Genomic DNA, 15,373 nt, shown 5'->3' with positions numbered 1-15,373 from the left:
ATGTACAACCCCACCGTTGCCCGGCTCACCTACCGGGCCCTGCTCGGCCGCCGCCGGGCGCTGATCCTCTTCTTGCTGCCCGCCCTGCTGATCCTCATCTCCATCGCCGTCCGCGCGCTCACCGGCGTGGACGACAAGGTCGCCGCCGACCTGCTGGGCGGCTTCGCCCTCGCGACGATGGTCCCGCTGATCGGCGTCATCGCCGGTACGGGCGCCATCGGCCCCGAGATCGACGACGGATCGATCGTCTACTTGCTCTCGAAGCCGGTGAAGCGCCCGACGATCATCATGACCAAGCTGATCGTGGCGATCGCCGTCACCATGGCCTTCTCGGCGATCCCCACCCTGATCGCCGGCTTCATCCTGAACGGCAACGGTCAGCAGATCGCCGTGGCGTACACCGTGGCCGCCCTGGTGGCCTCGATCGCCTACAGCGCCCTGTTCCTGCTCCTGGGCACCGTCAGCCGGCACGCCGTCGTCTTCGGACTCGTCTACGCGCTGATCTGGGAGTCCCTCTTCGGCAGCCTCGTCTCCGGTGCCAAGACCCTCAGCGTCCAACAGTGGGCGCTGTCCCTCGCCGAGAAGGTCGCAGGCGACGGCTACGTCGATGCCACCGTGGGTCTGCCCACCGCCCTGGTCCTGCTCACCGTGGTCACCGTCGGCGCCACCGTCTACGCGGGCCAGAAGCTGCGCCGCCTGACGCTGGCCGGCGAGGAATAGGGCCGGTCCCCGGCTCGCCGCCCGCGGGCCGGCCGTCCGCGGGGCGGCGGTCCGTCGCCCCGTGCGGCACGTCCGCGAAGCTGTGCCCCGCCCGGCCCACCGGCCGGGCGGGGCACAGTTTCGCGAGTCATCATCGGTGCATGATCGAGCATGCCGAGCCGGAGCCGTCCAGGCCCCTGCGGTCGTGGATACGCTCCTCGCCCGGGACGCACCTCTGGCTGCTGATCATCGCCATCACCAGTGTCATCGTCGTGATCGCACCCGACCGGGTGGAGCACGTCCTGCTCCACCGCAACAGCAGCAACATCCACCAGTTGGTCAAGCACCCGGTCCGGGCGCTCCTCAGCAGCGCCTTCTGGATCGCGAACCCGGCCTCACTCGCCCTCTACGCGGTGCTCTTCGAGGTGTTCCACGCTCACGTCGAGCGCTGGCTCGGCACCTTGCGCTGGCTCCTGATCGTCGCGACCGCCCACGTCGTGGCCACGCTGGTCAGCCAGAAGGCCCTCCTGACGGCCATCCAGGACCACCGCGCCCCGCGGAGCATGACCCACGTCGTCGACATCGGCGTCAGCTACGGGCTCGCGGCGGCGGCCGGGGTCCTCACCTATCGGCTCACCGGCCCGTGGAAATGGTTCTACCTCGCCGGCGTCGTGGCCTTCTTCGGACTCCCGCTCGTCACCGGCGGCACCTTCACCGATCTCGGCCACGCCATCGCGCTCTCCGTCGGCCTGCTTTCCTGGCCGCTGACCCGGAACGTCGTTTCACGTGAAAAACACCCCGTGTTTCACGTGAAACACGGCTGGCTTCCCAGCTCCAGGCCGAGGTAAATCGCTGGTACGCCGCTTCCGGCGGGGGCAGAGTAGGGCGTGCGGGGAGCAACAAAAGGTCCGGGGCAGCCACTTCGAGCGCGCCGTGGAAACGGCGCGGGCTGCCCCGGACCTCTCGTACGTCGTGCGCTCTAGGCGGCGCCCAGCAGGCGCTCCAGTACGACCGCGATGCCGTCCTCGTCGTTGGAGGTCGTCACTTCGTCGGCCACTGCCTTGAGCTCCGCGTGGGCGTTGGCCATGGCCACCCCGTGCGCCGCCCAGCCGAACATCGGGATGTCGTTGGGCATGTCACCGAAGGCGATCGTCTCCGCCGCCTTCACCCCGAGCCGGCGCGCAGCCAGTGAGAGACCGGTGGCCTTGGTCAGGCCCAGCGGAAGGATCTCCACTATCCCGGGACCGGCCATGACGATGCCGACCAGATTGCCCGCCATCTCCCGGGCCACCTTGACGAGGGTGTCGTCGTCCAGGCCCGGGTGCTGGATGTACAGCTTGTTCAGCGGGGCCGTCCACACCGCGGCGGTGTCGTCCAGGTGGATGGCCGGGAGGCCCTCCTGTACCTGGTAGCCGGGTCCGAAGAGGACCTCGCCGTCCACACCGTCCCGGCTGGCGGCCAGGGCCAGCGGGCCGATCTCGGCCTCGATCTTCGACAGCGCCAGACCGGCCAGCTGCCGGTCCAGCGTCACCGAGGTGAGCAGCCGGTGTGCGCCCGCGTCATAGACCTGTGCGCCCTGCCCGCACACGGCGATCCCCTTGTAGCCGAGATCGTCCAGTACGTGGCGGGTCCAGGGCACGGCACGTCCGGTGACGACGATGTGCGCCGCCCCTGCCGCGGTCGCCGCGGCAAGGGCTTCACGGGTGCGTTCCGAGACGGTGTCGTCGCCACGCAGGAGCGTGCCGTCGAGGTCGGTCGCGACGAGCTTGTACGGGAAGGGCGCCGGGCTCACTTGGTGATCGGCTCCAGGAACTCGCGGCCGCCGAGGTAGGGGCGGAGTACCGGGGGGACCCGCACCGAGCCGTCGGCCTGCTGGTGGTTCTCCAGGATCGCCACGATCGTGCGCGGTACGGCGCACAGCGTGCCGTTCAGCGTGGACAACGGCTGGGTCTTCTTGCCGTCGCGGTAGCGGATCGACAGGCGGCGGGCCTGGAAGCTGTCGCAGTTCGAGGCGGAGGTCAGCTCGCGGTACTTGCCCTGGGTGGGAATCCAGGCCTCGCAGTCGAACTTGCGCGAAGCCGACGCCCCGAGGTCACCGGTGGCGACGTCGATCACCTGGAAGGGCAGTTCCAGGCTGGTCAGCCACTGCTTCTCCCATTCGAGCAGCCGCTGGTGCTCGGCCTCGGCCTCCTCGGGCGCGACGTACGAGAACATCTCGACCTTGTCGAACTGGTGGACGCGGAAGATGCCGCGGGTGTCCTTGCCGTACGTACCGGCCTCGCGGCGGAAGCAGGGCGAGAAACCGGCGTAGCGCAGCGGCAGCTTGTCGGCCTCGATGATCTCGTCCATGTGGTACGCGGCGAGCGGGACCTCGGAGGTGCCGACCAGGTAGTAGTCGTCCTTCTCGAGGTGGTACACGTTCTCCGCGGCCTGGCCGAGGAAGCCCGTGCCCTCCATGGCGCGCGGGCGGACCAGTGCCGGGGTCAGCATCGGGATGAAACCGGCCTCGGTGGCCTGGCCGATGGCGGCGTTGACGAGGGCGAGTTCGAGCAGTGCGCCCACGCCGGTGAGGTAGTAGAAGCGGGAACCCGAGACCTTGGCGCCGCGCTCGACGTCGATGGCGCCCAGCGACTCGCCGAGCTCCAGGTGGTCCTTGGGCTCGAAGCCCTCGGCGCCGAAGTCGCGGATGGTGCCGTGCGTCTCCAGGACGGTGAAGTCCTCCTCGCCGCCGACCGGGACGTCCTCGTGGACGATGTTGCCGAGCTGGAGGAGAAGTTGCTTTGCGGCCTCGTCGGCCTCGTTCTGCTCGGCCTCCGCCGCCTTCACGTCCTGCTTGAGCTGCTCGGCCTTCTTCAGCAGCTCTGCCCGCTCCTGGGGAGAGGCCTTCGGGATGAGCTTGCCGAGCGACTTCTGTTCATTGCGCAGTTCGTCGAAGCGCATGCCGGACGACCTGCGGCGCTCGTCGGCGGAGAGCAGTGCGTCGACGAGTTCGACGTCCTCTCCACGGGCGCGCTGCGAGGCGCGGACACGGTCAGGGTCTTCACGGAGCAGCCGAAGGTCAATCACCCCTCCAGGCTACCGGCCTGGGGTTCCTCGGATCACACCCATATCACGCTGCGTGTCGCTATGTCTCGATTGCCCCGAATGTATAAGTCTCGGTGCCTGGCCGGAAGTGGCGCTTACCGGAGGGTCAATAAAAGCGGGCCCATTCCCCGAAAAGGGGCACACCCCCCGGTCGTCAGGTTCTGAACGGGGGCGGACGGCGTTCCTTGTCCACAGGAATTTCAGCGGTCGGCATCTTATCCACAGGCTGTGTGCCGCCTCTGTGGACACGGAAATAGATCATTCCCGACCGGCGGAAGGGTGGAACGGTTCACGGTTCAAACCGCCCTCACACACTCATTCGGGTGGGAATGCCTCGCCCCAAAGAGTTGATCGGCGATGTGGGGGTGACGTCGTTCACCTTCCGCTCCCCAGCGCGAAACCTGGGCCCCTCCGCCGATATGTCGACCTTGCCGTGCCACCCTGTCGACTTGTCCCCAGGTCTCCCGCTAAGCCTGTGGATAACTCTGTGGACGGGGGACAGAGCCTAGGTGCGGCCGTCGAGGCAACGCGTCAGCCAGTCGGAGGCCGCGGTGAAGTCGCCGTCGGACGTTCCCGGCCGGGGGGCGCGGACGTCACTCTGAGCGACACCAGCGCGGGGGTAGGAGCCGAGGAAGCGGACCTGTGGGCACGTCCGCTTGAGACCCATGAGGGCCTCACTGACCCGGCGGTCGGAAATGTGGCCCTCGGCATCGACGGCGAAACAGTAGTTGCCGATGCCCTCGCCGGTCGGCCGGGACTGGATCAGCATCAGGTTGACCCCGCGCACGGCGAATTCCTGCAGCAGCTCCAACAGCGCACCGGGGTGGTCGTCGCCGAGCCACAGGACGACGGAGGTCTTGTCGGCGCCGGTGGGGGCCGCCGGCCTGGCGGGCCGACCCACGAGCACGAACCGGGTCTCGGCGTTCTCGGCGTCGTGGATCTCCGTGACCAGCGGGACGAGTCCGTAGGTGGCGGCGGCGAACTCGCCTGCGAAGGCCGCGTCGAAACGGCCCTCCTGGACCAGACGGGCGCCGTCCGCGTTGGAGGCGGCCGACTCCCACACCGCGTCGGGCAGGTTGGCCCGCAGCCAGTTGCGCACCTGCGGCTGTGCGACCGGGTGCCCCGTGACGGTCTTGACGTCCGACAGGGCGGTCCCGGGCCGCACGAGCAGCGCGAACGCGATGGGCAGCAGCACCTCGCGGTAGATCATCAGCGGTTCGCCGGAAGCCAGCTCGTCGAGGGTGGCGGTGACCCCGCCCTCGACCGAGTTCTCGATCGGGACCAGAGCGGCAGCGGCCTCGCCGTTGCGCACGGCGTCCAGGGCGGCCGGCACCGACACCATCGGGACGAGCTCCCGCGTGGCGGCTTCCGGCAGCGTGCGGAGGGCGGCTTCGGTGAAAGTGCCCTCGGGACCGAGATACGTGAAGCGGGTGGCCGACATGCGATCAGCCTAATGCCGGGGTGCCGCCCGCCGGGGCGCTGTTCACCCTTCGAGCAGCCGTTGCCCGACGTACTCCCCGGCACGTGGGCCGGGCGGCACCGCGTACAGGCCGCTGGACTCGTGCCGGATGAACGCCGACAGCGCGTCACCGCGGTCGAGCTTGCGCTGCACGGGGACGAAACCGCGCAACGGGTCGGCCTGCCAGCAGATGAAGAGGAGCCCGGCATCGGGGGCGCCGTCCGCGTCGATCCCGTCGTGGAAGGAGAAGGGCCGCCGCAGCATGGCGGCCCCGCCGTTCTGCTCGGGTGCGGAGATCCTGGCGTGGGCGTTGGACGGGATGACCGGCTTGCCGTCGGCACCGATCTTGTCGAGGGCCATCTCCGTGGTCTCTCCACCGCCCGTCAGCGGGGCACCGGCTGCCTTGGTACGGCCGATGACCTGCTCCTGCTGGGCCAGTGACTGCCTGTCCCAGTCGTCGAGGAGCATGCGGATGCGCCGGACAACGGCGTACGAGCCCCCGGCCATCCAGGCGTGCTCGGCGGGGCCGGGACCCGAGCCGGGGACGAAGATCCGCTTGTCGAAATCGGAGTCGGAGGGCTTCGGGTTGCGGGTGCCGTCGATCTGACCCATGAGGTTGCGCGCGGTCATGGGCGAGGCCGTGGCGCCGGGGGAGCGGTTGAAGCCGTTCATCTGCCAGCGGACCCGGGCCGCGTCTCCGGCGTCCTTCTGCAGGGCTCGCAGGGCGTGGAAGGCGACGAGCCCGTCGTTCGCGCCGACCTGCACCCACAGGTCGCCGTTGCTGCGCCGGTCGTCGAGCCGGTCGGAGGAGAAGGCCGGCAGCGGGTCGAGGGCGGCGGGCCGGCGGGAGGTGAGGCCGGTGCGTTCGAAGAAGGAGTGGCCGAAGCCGAAGGTGACGGTGAGGGAGGAAGGGCCGGCGTCGAGGGCGATGCCGGTGTCGGATGACGTCGCCGCTTCGCCTGCCATGAGCCGGCGGGTGGTCTCGGACCAGCGCCGCATCAGTGCGGCGGCTTCCGTACGCCCGGCGCCGGCGGCGAGGTCGAAGGCGATCAAGTGGCCCTTGGCCTGCAGAGGCGTCGTGATGCCGGCCTGGTGATCGCCGTGGAAGGTGACCTGTGTGGCGCCGAGCGAGGCGAGCTGCCCCCCGGCACCCGCGGTGGAGCCGCTCCCCGAGTCGGAGAGCGCGGAGTGTGCGAGGGCGCCACCGGTGGAGCCCAGTGCGAGGCCGGCGGCGCCGGCGGCGCCGACGGTGCCCAGCAGTCGGCGTCGGGAGATCTCGATGTCGGGGGTGTTCTGGGTCACGCTGGTCAGCCGATCTTCACGGTCTTCTGGACGGTCGTCTGGTCGATGTCGGAGGTGCGGACGGTCACGTCGATCCGCCATTCACCGGCGAGCGGCAGCTGCACACCGGATGCGGCCCAATGGCCGGGGGCAGCGCGGTCGGGCAGTAGCGGCAGCGGTCCGATGTCCTTCGCCGGAAGGGTGAAGGACACCTTGATCTCAGGCAGATCGAGGGGTTGCCCGTCCGGAGAATCGGCCCACAGGTGCAGAGTGTTGGCGCCGACCCGGCCGGGGTCGAATTCGAGGCGGACATGGCCCTTGCCGTTCTGGCCGCCCGTGTCGAAAGGCAGGCTGACCTTGACGGCGCGGTCGGGAACGGCAGTGGCAGCCGGACCCCCGGCTGCCTCCCGCTCCACGGTACGTCCGGGTTCGGTGCCGGTGAGTACGGTGGTCACGGCGAGCAGGACCACGGCCACGCCTGTCTCGGCGAGGACGGAGCGCCGCAGACCCGCACGGGCCGGATCCGCTTCTCGGGCCTGCTTCTCACGCGCTTTCTCACGCGCTTTCTCGCGAACGGTGCGCTGGCGGGCGAGCTGGGCGGCGCGCTGCGGGTCCGTCGGCGCGGCCTCCGGCGCGGTATCCGGCTCGGTTTCACGTGAAACATCCGCAGCGACAGGGGCTGTTTCACGTGAAACATCGACGGTTTGGGGAGCCACGGCGAGTTGCGCTGTCCACTTCCGCGAGAGGCAGGCGATGCCGACCAGGAGGGAAACCAGGCCGAGCTTCAGGAGCAGCAGCTGCCCGTACGCGGTGTCCGTCAGGGCGGACCAGCTGCCGAGCTGGCGCCAGGACTGGTAGACGCCTGTGACGGTGAGGACCAGGACGCTGACGAAAGCGATCTTCGAGTAGCGCCGGACGGCCGCGGGCTCGATTCCCGGCATCGTGCTCAGGGCCACGAGCAGCGCGGCGAGCCCCCCGAGCCAGGTGGCGACCGCCAACAGGTGAAGGATGTCGGCGGGCATCGCCACAGCGGTCTGGATCCCGGTGGAGGCGTGTTCGGACAGGGCCCAGGTAGCGGCGATACCGGCGGACACGACGGCGCCGCCGATTCCCAGACCGAAGGTGAGGTCGCTGGTGTCCTTGGCTTCTTCCGCCGTTCCGGAGCCCTGTTGACGGCGCGCGTAGACACCGAAGAGGACGGCGATGAAGAGGGCCGCGGCGCCCAGCAGGAGCAGCCGGGAGACCAGAGAGGCCCCGGCCTTGGTTTCCAGAACGGCTCTCAGGCCGTCGAGGTCGAAGACGTCGGAGAAGCTGCCCGACCCGGTGTACGGGGCGCGCAGCACCAGCATCGCGAGGGTGGCCGCGGTGAGGGTGACCCAGGCACGCACGACGAGCTTCTGGAGTGGGCGTTCGGCAGCCCCCCGGCGCAGGCAGAGCAGGATGAAGGCGGCGCCGCCGACGAGGACGGTGAAGCCGGCGTAGGCGGCGTAACGGGCGATCGTGTACGCGACGCCGACCGGCCCGCCGCCCGCCTTCCCTGCGGGCAGGGCGACGGCGGTGGCCGAGGGCGCGCCGACGGAGAAGGTGAAGGCACCCGAGACCGGGTGGCTGTCGGCCGAGACGGCCTGCCAGGCGACGGTGTAGGTGCCGTTGGCAAGGCCGGAGTGCAGTGCGACGCCGTAGCGGATGACGTTCCCGCTGCACATGTCGCGCAGCTCGCCGGTGTCCACACGCCTGCCCTGGGGATCCAGGACACGGATGGAGTCGTCGCCCATGGCGACCTGTTCCGAGAAGGAGAGCGAGACCTGGGCGGGCGCCGTGGCGACCACCGCCCCGTCCTTGGGGTCGCTCGCGGTCAGTGCGGCGTGCGCCGTGGCCGGGGAGGCCGCGGCGAACAGGGCTGCCAGCAGGGCCGCGAGGACCAGCACGAACCGCGGCAGCAGTGCCGCGGGCCGGACCTGTGCCGTGGAGGGGGTGGGGGCGGTGGCCGTCATGGCGTGTCGCTTCCTCGGTCCGTCAGTGGGCGTTGGAGTGCTGCGCGGTGTACGTCCGTTCCTTCACGTCGAGCTCGACCTTGACGGGGTCGGCCTTGGCGAAGCGCAGTTCGACGGTGACCTTGTCGCCGACCTTCGGAGTGCTCTTGAGCCCCATGAACATGATGTGGCTGCCGCCGCGCTCCAGCCTGAGCTCCCCGTTGGCAGGCACGTCCAAGGCCGGGACCTGCTGCATCTTCTGGTCCTTGGTCTCGTGGATCTGCAGGTCGTCGGAGAGGGGGGAGGTGACGCCCGTGAGTTTGTCGGCCGTCTTGGAGCCGTTCTTGATGACCATGAACGCACCGGCCATCTTGTCGTTGACCGGCTCGGGCATGAAGGCGCCGCTGACCGTGGGTGCGGGCTCGGCCGCTTCGTCACCGGAGCCGGAGCAACCGGATATGCCGAGGGCCGCCGTCAGGGAGAGTGCGACGGTCAGGCGGCGGGTGGTGCGGGCGTTCACGGGTTCTCTCCCTTGGCGATCTTCGGCAGATCCTTGGTGTAGTCGTCGACGGTGGCGCCCTCGCCGTACAGGACGTAGCCCTCGTCGGTCTTGGGCGAGAACGCGATGACCTGGGCACCGTGCATGGAGACGATGCTGCCGTCGGCTTCCTTCTTGGGCGGGTCGATGCCGATGCCGAGCGAGCGCGCGGCTGCCTGGATGGTGGCGAAGTCCCCGGTGAGGCCGGTGAAGGCCGGGTCCTGGGAGGTGAGCCACGCCCCGAGGGACTCGGGAGTGTCCCGTTCGGGATCGGTGGTGACGAAGACGACCCGGAGGTTGTCCTGGTCGGCCTTCGGGAGGGACTTCTTGGCGACGGCGATGTTGCTCATGGTCAGCGGGCACACGTCGGGGCAGTTGGTGTAGCCGAAGTAGATGAGCGTCGGCTTGCCCTTGGTCTGCTCACGCAGGTTCCACGGCTTGCCGGTGGTGTCCGTGAGGACCAGCTCCGGCTTGGTGAAGGGGCGGTCCAGAAGGGTCGCGGCCTTGCCGCTGCTCTGGCCGCCGGAGATCTGGGTGACCGAACCGGGCTTCGCGGGTTCGCTGCCGCAGCCGGTGAGGGTGAGTGCGGCCGCCGCCAGGAGGGCGGCGACCGTCACGCGTGTGGTGCGCATGGAGGGGTGTCCCTGGGATCGGGGGTGGTGCGGGCGTTCGGGAACGACGGTGCCTGGACGCGCGTCGGGTCAGGCGGAGCGACGCCGCGAGGCGACGCCGAAGGCCACACCGCCGAGCCCGACGACGATGCCGGCGATGCCGAGGGCGCGCGCGGTCGTGTCGGAACCGTGCTCGGAAGCCGACTCGTCGTGGCCGCTGTGCTCCGCGCCGTCGGCCGCCTTGGCCTCGGCGGCCTTCTTGTCGTCGTGGTCGCCGGCCGCGGCCGGCGCTGCGGTCAGCTTCAGCACCGGCGCCGGGTTCTGCGGTTCCGTGGCGCCTTCCTTGGCCTCTTCGATCCAGCGCACGACCTCGCCGTTGTCATACGTCTGGATGGCCTTGAAGACCATCTGGTCGGCGTTCTCGGGCAGCTTGCCGACGGAGAGCGGGAACTGCTGGAACTTGCCGGACTCGATCTTGCCGCCGGACCAGGTCACCTTGGTGACGGCCTCGTTGATCTGCTTGCCGTGCACCGTGAGCGGCTTGTCGAGCTTGGTCTTCTCGACGTTCACGGTCCAGCCCGGAACGTCCTGCGGCATGACGGACGTGAGCGGCTGGTCGACGGGGAAGTTCACTTCGAGCTGGGTGGTCGAGGCGTTGTCGCGCTCGTTCGGGACCTTGAAGTTGATGGTGGCGTAACCGCCCTTGGTGGCCTCTCCGGGCTGGACGCCGACGTGGGCGAAGGCGGTGCCGGACAGGACGAGGACGGTACCGGCGGCGAGGGCAGCGGCGAAGGACACGCGAGAGGTCTTCATGGCGGAACACTCCGGGAAGCAGTGGTGACGGTGGCTCCGCGCGCGGGCGCGCACGGAGATCTCGCGGCACCGGTGATCCCGCTGTGTTTCCCGGGAGGGGTGCCGCGTCAGGCTGCGAGGGCGAGCGCCATGGGCGGTCCGCGCCTGGTCACCGTGTGGTGGAGTACTTCCCGGCCGGTGGGGGCGGTGGCTTCGCCCGCCGTCCGCCGGACCCGCTGCCCACGACCGGCCGTGCCCGGAAGCCCGGCCCCAAGGGCGCGTACGAAGGCCAGGGCGGCCCGCAGGGGCCGCATCGGGGCGGCTTCCGCCGAGAGCCGGGACAGCTCCACGAGACGCAGGAGCGCGGCGTCGCCGCGGCTGAGCAGCCAGCCCGCTGCCAGTGCGGCCAGCACGTGGCCGAGCAGCATGGCAGGGCTGAGGAGACCGGTCGCGGGGGCCGCGGTGATCGCCTGGGCGGAGTGGAAGTGCGCGCCGTGGACCTGGGCGGCGCTCTCTCCCACCTGACCGAGCTGGCCGGCCTGGACGGTCAGGGCGGCCGGGTCGAGACCCGCGGTCTCCAGGATCCTGCGGGCGTCGACCGCGCTGAGCGGCACGGAGTTGCCCCCGCACACCAGCTGCGCCGCCAGCTTCGCGAGCGAGTCGTCGGCGGTTCCGGCCGACCGCGACGCGGCGGGCCCGGCGCTGTGCTGGCCAAGGGCGAACAGCGCGTGCAGCCCGAGTTGTCCGGCGGCCAGTGCGGCCGCGATGCCGGGGAGCGCCCGCCGCCGCCCGGCGAGCGGAGCAGCGACCGCGAACACGGTGAGGAAGCCGGTGCACAGGGACCACCAGGGCACGGTGGCGCAGGACGCCAGGGTGTGCCCGACCGCGGACAGCACGACGCAGACCGCGGTGAACACCGCGGTCCGGAGGAGCCGGAGGCCGGCTCCGGCGTGCGTCGCGTGGGGGGCAGTCATGGCCGGCCCATCATCGCACTGCGTTCGACCCCCCGATGCGGCAGGTCCGGAAGGTCCCATGAGTCCGGGATGAGACCCGCTCGGCGCACGGACCGGACACCGCGCGCACGGGGCCCGGGGCGTCCGCACATCCCGCAGTCCGGGCACCTCACGCACCTGAATCCTGCGCCTGCGCATACACCGGGGTCCCGGAGAACGGCATCGGCCGAACGGGCGCATTGCGTGTCCGGTCGGCTGCAGAGCGCTTACGGCCCCCCGTGGGCGGCAATAGGTAACCGTATGAGCATCTGGTGGTCTCTCCACTTGAGGCGCGAAGCCGCGAGCGTGCCGCTCGCCAGGCGACTGCTGCTGGGGACGATGGAGACCGCGGGAGTGGATCCGGACATCTCATTCGATCTGTCGGTCGCGCTGAGCGAGGCGTGCGCGAACGCCGTGGAGCACGGCGGCGCCGTAGGCGTCCGGGACGAGACCGAGGCGTACCGCGTCACGGCCTACCTGGACGGGGACCGCTGCCGCATCGAGGTGAGCGATTCGGGTCCGGGATTCCCGCCCGCGGCGGGCCGCCGCAGACCCTCGCTGGCCGAGCACGGCCGGGGCCTGCACCTGATCGAGGAACTCGCCGACCACGTCCGTTTCGGGAACCGGCCGGGCCGCCGGGGCGCGGTGGTGAGCTTCGACAAGATGCTGAAGTGGCGCGACGACGCGCTGCTGAAGGTGTCCTAGGAACGCCGGTGGGCGGGCTCCCACCGGGAACCCGCCCACCGTCACACACACCGAACCCCGGGATCAGCCCTTGAGGCGCGCCATCCAGGCCTCGACGTCCTCGGACGTGCGGGGCAGGGCGGCCGACAGGTTCCTGTTGCCCTCCTCGGTGACCAGGATGTCGTCCTCGATGCGCACGCCGATGCCCCGGTACTCCTCGGGCACGGTCAGGTCGTCGGCCTGGAAGTACAGGCCGGGCTCGACGGTCAGGCACATGCCGGGCTCCAGCGTGCCGTCCACGTACGCCTCGGTGCGCGCGGCGGCGCAGTCGTGGACGTCCATGCCGAGCATGTGGCCGGTGCCGTGCAGGGTCCAGCGGCGCTGCAGGCCGAGCTCCAGGACCCGTTCGACCGGACCCTCCAGCAGGCCCCACTCCACCAGCTTCTCGGCGAGCACGTGCTGGGAGGCGTCGTGGAAGTCGCGGAACTTCGCACCCGGCTTCACGGCGGCGATGCCGGCTTCCTGGGCCGCGTGGACCGCGTCGTAGATCTTGCGCTGGATGTCGGTGTACGTGCCGTTGACCGGCAGCGTGCGCGTGACGTCCGCGGTGTAGAGGGAGTGGGTCTCCACGCCCGCGTCGAGCAGGAGCAGGTCGCCCGAGCGGACGTCGCCGTCGTTGCGGACCCAGTGCAGGGTGCAGGCGTGCGGGCCGGCGGCGCAGATGGAGCCGTAGCCGACGTCGTTGCCCTCGACGCGGGCGCGCAGGAAGAAGGTGCCCTCGATGTAGCGCTCCGAGGTGGCCTCTGCCTTGTCGAGGACCTTCACGACGTCCTCGAAGCCGCGGACGGTGGAGTCGACGGCCTTCTGCAGCTCGCCGATCTCGAACTCGTCCTTCACGGCGCGTGCCTCGGACAGGTAGACCCGCAGCTCCTCGTCGCGCTCCTTGGTCACCTTGTCGGTGAGGGCGGATTCGATCAGGGTGTCGTGACCGCGCACGACCCGGACCGGACCTTCGGCGTCGGTGAGCGCCTCGGCGAGTTCGCGGACGTCCTTGGCGGGAATGCCCAGGAGCTGCTCGGCCTCGGTGAGGGAGTGGCGGCGGCCGACCCACAGCTCGCCCTGACCGGAGAGCCAGAACTCGCCGTTCTCGCGGTTGGAGCGGGGCAGCAGGTAGACGGTGGCCTTGTGGCCGCTCTGCCCGGTGGGCTCCAGGACGAGGACGCCGTTCTCCGTCTGGTCGCCGGTGAGGTAGGCGTACTCGGTCGAAGCGCGGAAGGGGTACTCGGTGTCGTTCGAGCGGGTCTTCAGCCGCCCGGCCGGGACGACGAGGCGCTCGCCGGGAAAGCGCGCGGAGAGCGCGGCGCGGCGGACGGCCGTGTGTGCGGCCTGGGCGATGGGTTCGAGCCCGTGCAGCTCGGTGTCCGCCCACCCGGTGCGCATGCTCTCGGCGAGTTCTTCGCTGACCCCCGGATACAGCCCGTTCTTGCGCTGCTTGTGCGTCTTCTTGGGCTGCTCTTCTTCCGGGGTCTCCGGGGTGAGCTCGTCAGCCACGTCTTCTCCTCAGCTACGACAGAACGACAGACACGGACCTGGGTGTGGACCGCTTCCATCGTAAGCGCGGGGGGAGGAACGTGTTCCGGTTCATCTGCGCAGGTGGGACGGGTGCGGGCGCCCCGAGGTGCCCCAGGTCACCCGAACCGGGCGGCGAGCAGCACGACGTCCTCGGTGGGGTCCGCGGGTTCTCCCTCCGGCAGTACGGTGCGCAGGATGTGGTCGCAGAGGGCGGCCGGATCGTCCCGGGCGGTACGCGGGACCCCGGTGGCCGCGGCGTGCAGCCGGGCGTAGGCCCGGTCCATCGGGTCGCCGGTACGGCGGAGCAGGCCGTCCGTGTAGAGCAGCACCGTTTCTCCGGGCGCGGGTTCGAGTTCCACGCTCGGCGCCTCCCAGCAGGACAGCATCCCGAGGGGCGCGGAGAGCGAGGTCTCCACGTACTCGGTGCGGCGCTCGCCGATCAGCAGGGGCGGGGTGTGGCCCGCTCCGGCGAGGACGATCTTGCGTTGGGCGGGCTCGCAGTAGGCGAAGAGCGCGGTGGCCGAGCGCGCGGGCTCGGTGAGGCGCAGCAGCAGTTCCAGGTCGGACAGGACGGCGACGGGATCCTCGCCCTCCATGACGGCGTACGCGCGCAGGGAGGCCCGCAGGCGTCCCATCGCGGCGACGGCGCTGGGCCCCGAACCGGTGACGGAGCCGACCGCGAGGCCCAGGGCGCCCTCCGGCAGCGGCAGTGCGTCGTACCAGTCGCCCCCGCCGCGAGGCCCCGCGTGGTGGCGGGCTGCGAGTTGCACCCCGGGCACCCGGGGGAGCCTGCTGGGCAGCAGTTCCTCGGTGACGGTCGCCAGGCGCGAGCGGGCGCGCTCCACCTCCAGCATCCGGGCCAGGTGCTCGGCGGCTTGCCGTACGTACAGCCCGGCGAGGTCACGCTGGCGGTCGCTGGGTTCGGCCTGCTCGTCGTAGAGCCAGACGGCCGCGCCCAGCCGGCCGGTGGCCTCGGCGGTCAGCGGCAGCGCGTAGCTGGCGGCGTAGCCGAGGCGTGCAGCGACCTCACGGTGGCGGGGATCCACGGGAGCGGCGAACCCGCCGGTGCCGGGGGGTGCGTCCGGTTCGGGGAGCACCTCGGAGCCGCCCTGGGCACCGGGGAGCCCGTCGAGGATGCGGCCGTACGAGGTCGCACTGCGCGGCACGGTCTCGATGTGGCCGAGGTCCGCGCGGCCGAGGCCGAGGCCGATCGTGCTGGTGGGGCCGAGCCCGTCGGAGGGCTCCAGGACGATCAGGCCGCGGCGGGCGCCGACGAGTGCGGCCCCGGCACGCAGGAACTCGTGGAGGGAGGAGTCGAGGTCATCGGCGCGTGCCAGGCGCTCGGTGAGCTCGTGGAGGGTGGTGAGGTCCGAGACCATGCCGGCCAGCCGGTCCTGGATGACGCTGCCCGGGCCGGGGGCTGCGCCCTGGGCGGGGGTGGTCCGGGCGGGCGTGGGCGCCACAGTGTGCGGCGGTGTCGTGGCTGCCGGATCGATTCCGGCCACTTTCGGCAGATGCGCGGCGCTCATGGCGTCCGCCTTTCCACCTGGTGCGATTCGCCGAATAGCATCGCAAACCCCCAGATCGTGCTGCGCCGCCATCAAGGAATCCACATCTACACGCACATACGGATCCATGTCCAGCATTGCCCAGGTGGGAATCCTGGTGTCCGTGGGTCGGCAACTCAC

The 15,373-nt window shown here is 70.6% G+C and carries 14 protein-coding genes; 3 read left to right on the top strand and 11 right to left on the bottom strand.

Translation table 11 applies throughout. From position 1 onward, the window contains the following. Together AMK16_RS18055 and AMK16_RS18050 are read left to right on the top strand one after the other, a co-directional pair. On the top strand, positions 1 to 720 hold the full coding sequence (locus AMK16_RS18055; protein ID WP_073916740.1) for an ABC transporter permease: 720 nt from the start codon (positions 1 to 3) through the stop codon (positions 718 to 720). Between the two features lie 140 nt (positions 721 to 860). Continuing rightward, on the top strand, positions 861 to 1,547 hold the full coding sequence (locus AMK16_RS18050) for a rhomboid-like protein (protein ID WP_073916737.1): 687 nt from the start codon (positions 861 to 863) through the stop codon (positions 1,545 to 1,547). Between the two features lie 131 nt (positions 1,548 to 1,678). On the opposite strand, the gene AMK16_RS18045 is transcribed toward AMK16_RS18050, so the two are convergent. From AMK16_RS18045 to AMK16_RS18005, 9 genes are all read right to left on the bottom strand, one after another. Further along, positions 1,679 to 2,491, bottom strand: a complete 813-nt coding sequence (locus AMK16_RS18045; RefSeq protein ID WP_073916734.1) for an HAD family hydrolase — start codon at positions 2,489 to 2,491, stop codon at positions 1,679 to 1,681. Further along, complete coding sequence (serS, locus tag AMK16_RS18040) at positions 2,488 to 3,765, bottom strand: serine--tRNA ligase (protein ID WP_073916730.1); 1,278 nt, start codon at positions 3,763 to 3,765, stop codon at positions 2,488 to 2,490. The genes AMK16_RS18045 and serS overlap by 4 nt, the downstream gene beginning before the upstream one ends. A 523-nt stretch (positions 3,766 to 4,288) precedes the next feature. Then, positions 4,289 to 5,224, bottom strand: coding sequence for a prephenate dehydratase (gene pheA, locus AMK16_RS18035; protein ID WP_073916726.1), 936 nt, complete (start codon positions 5,222 to 5,224; stop codon positions 4,289 to 4,291). Positions 5,225 to 5,266: 42 nt separating this feature from the next. Further along, positions 5,267 to 6,625, bottom strand: a complete 1,359-nt coding sequence (gene efeB / locus AMK16_RS18030; RefSeq protein WP_079191596.1) for an iron uptake transporter deferrochelatase/peroxidase subunit — start codon at positions 6,623 to 6,625, stop codon at positions 5,267 to 5,269. After that, entirely contained in the window at positions 6,550 to 8,517 is a 1,968-nt protein-coding gene (locus AMK16_RS18025) for a copper resistance CopC/CopD family protein (RefSeq protein WP_073916718.1), read from the bottom strand. Before AMK16_RS18025 ends, efeB begins: the two co-directional genes overlap by 76 nt. Positions 8,518 to 8,539: 22 nt before the next feature. Then, positions 8,540 to 9,016: a copper chaperone PCu(A)C gene (locus AMK16_RS18020; protein WP_199885470.1), complete on the bottom strand. Its 477-nt coding sequence runs from the start codon at positions 9,014 to 9,016 to the stop codon at positions 8,540 to 8,542. After that, a complete protein-coding gene (locus tag AMK16_RS18015) occupies positions 9,013 to 9,666 on the bottom strand; it encodes an SCO family protein (protein ID WP_073916714.1) in 654 nt (217 codons plus the stop codon). Before AMK16_RS18015 ends, AMK16_RS18020 begins: the two co-directional genes overlap by 4 nt. A 69-nt stretch (positions 9,667 to 9,735) precedes the next feature. Then, positions 9,736 to 10,458, bottom strand: a complete 723-nt coding sequence (locus tag AMK16_RS18010; RefSeq protein WP_073916711.1) for a YcnI family copper-binding membrane protein — start codon at positions 10,456 to 10,458, stop codon at positions 9,736 to 9,738. Between the two features lie 107 nt (positions 10,459 to 10,565). Further along, a complete protein-coding gene (locus AMK16_RS18005) occupies positions 10,566 to 11,411 on the bottom strand; it encodes a hypothetical protein (protein WP_073916707.1) in 846 nt (281 codons plus the stop codon). 279 nt (positions 11,412 to 11,690) lie between these two features. On the opposite strand from AMK16_RS18005, the gene AMK16_RS18000 reads away from it, so the two are divergent. Beyond that, a complete protein-coding gene (locus AMK16_RS18000; RefSeq protein ID WP_073916704.1) occupies positions 11,691 to 12,134 on the top strand; it encodes an ATP-binding protein in 444 nt (147 codons plus the stop codon). A 63-nt stretch (positions 12,135 to 12,197) separates the two neighbouring features. Here the strand turns inward: AMK16_RS18000 and AMK16_RS17995 are convergent, their stop codons facing one another. After that, positions 12,198 to 13,664, bottom strand: a complete 1,467-nt coding sequence (locus AMK16_RS17995; protein ID WP_073916700.1) for an aminopeptidase P family protein — start codon at positions 13,662 to 13,664, stop codon at positions 12,198 to 12,200. 137 nt (positions 13,665 to 13,801) lie between these two features. Then, a complete protein-coding gene (locus tag AMK16_RS17990; protein WP_073916697.1) occupies positions 13,802 to 15,331 on the bottom strand; it encodes a PP2C family protein-serine/threonine phosphatase in 1,530 nt (509 codons plus the stop codon). Between the last annotated feature and the right edge of the window lie 42 nt (positions 15,332 to 15,373).

It is taken from the genome of Streptomyces sp. CB00455 (assembly GCF_001905445.1).
In the GTDB taxonomy this organism is placed as follows: domain Bacteria; phylum Actinomycetota; class Actinomycetes; order Streptomycetales; family Streptomycetaceae; genus Streptomyces.
Note: the sequence above shows the minus strand (reverse complement) of the source record. Positions and strands in the feature narration are given on the sequence as shown.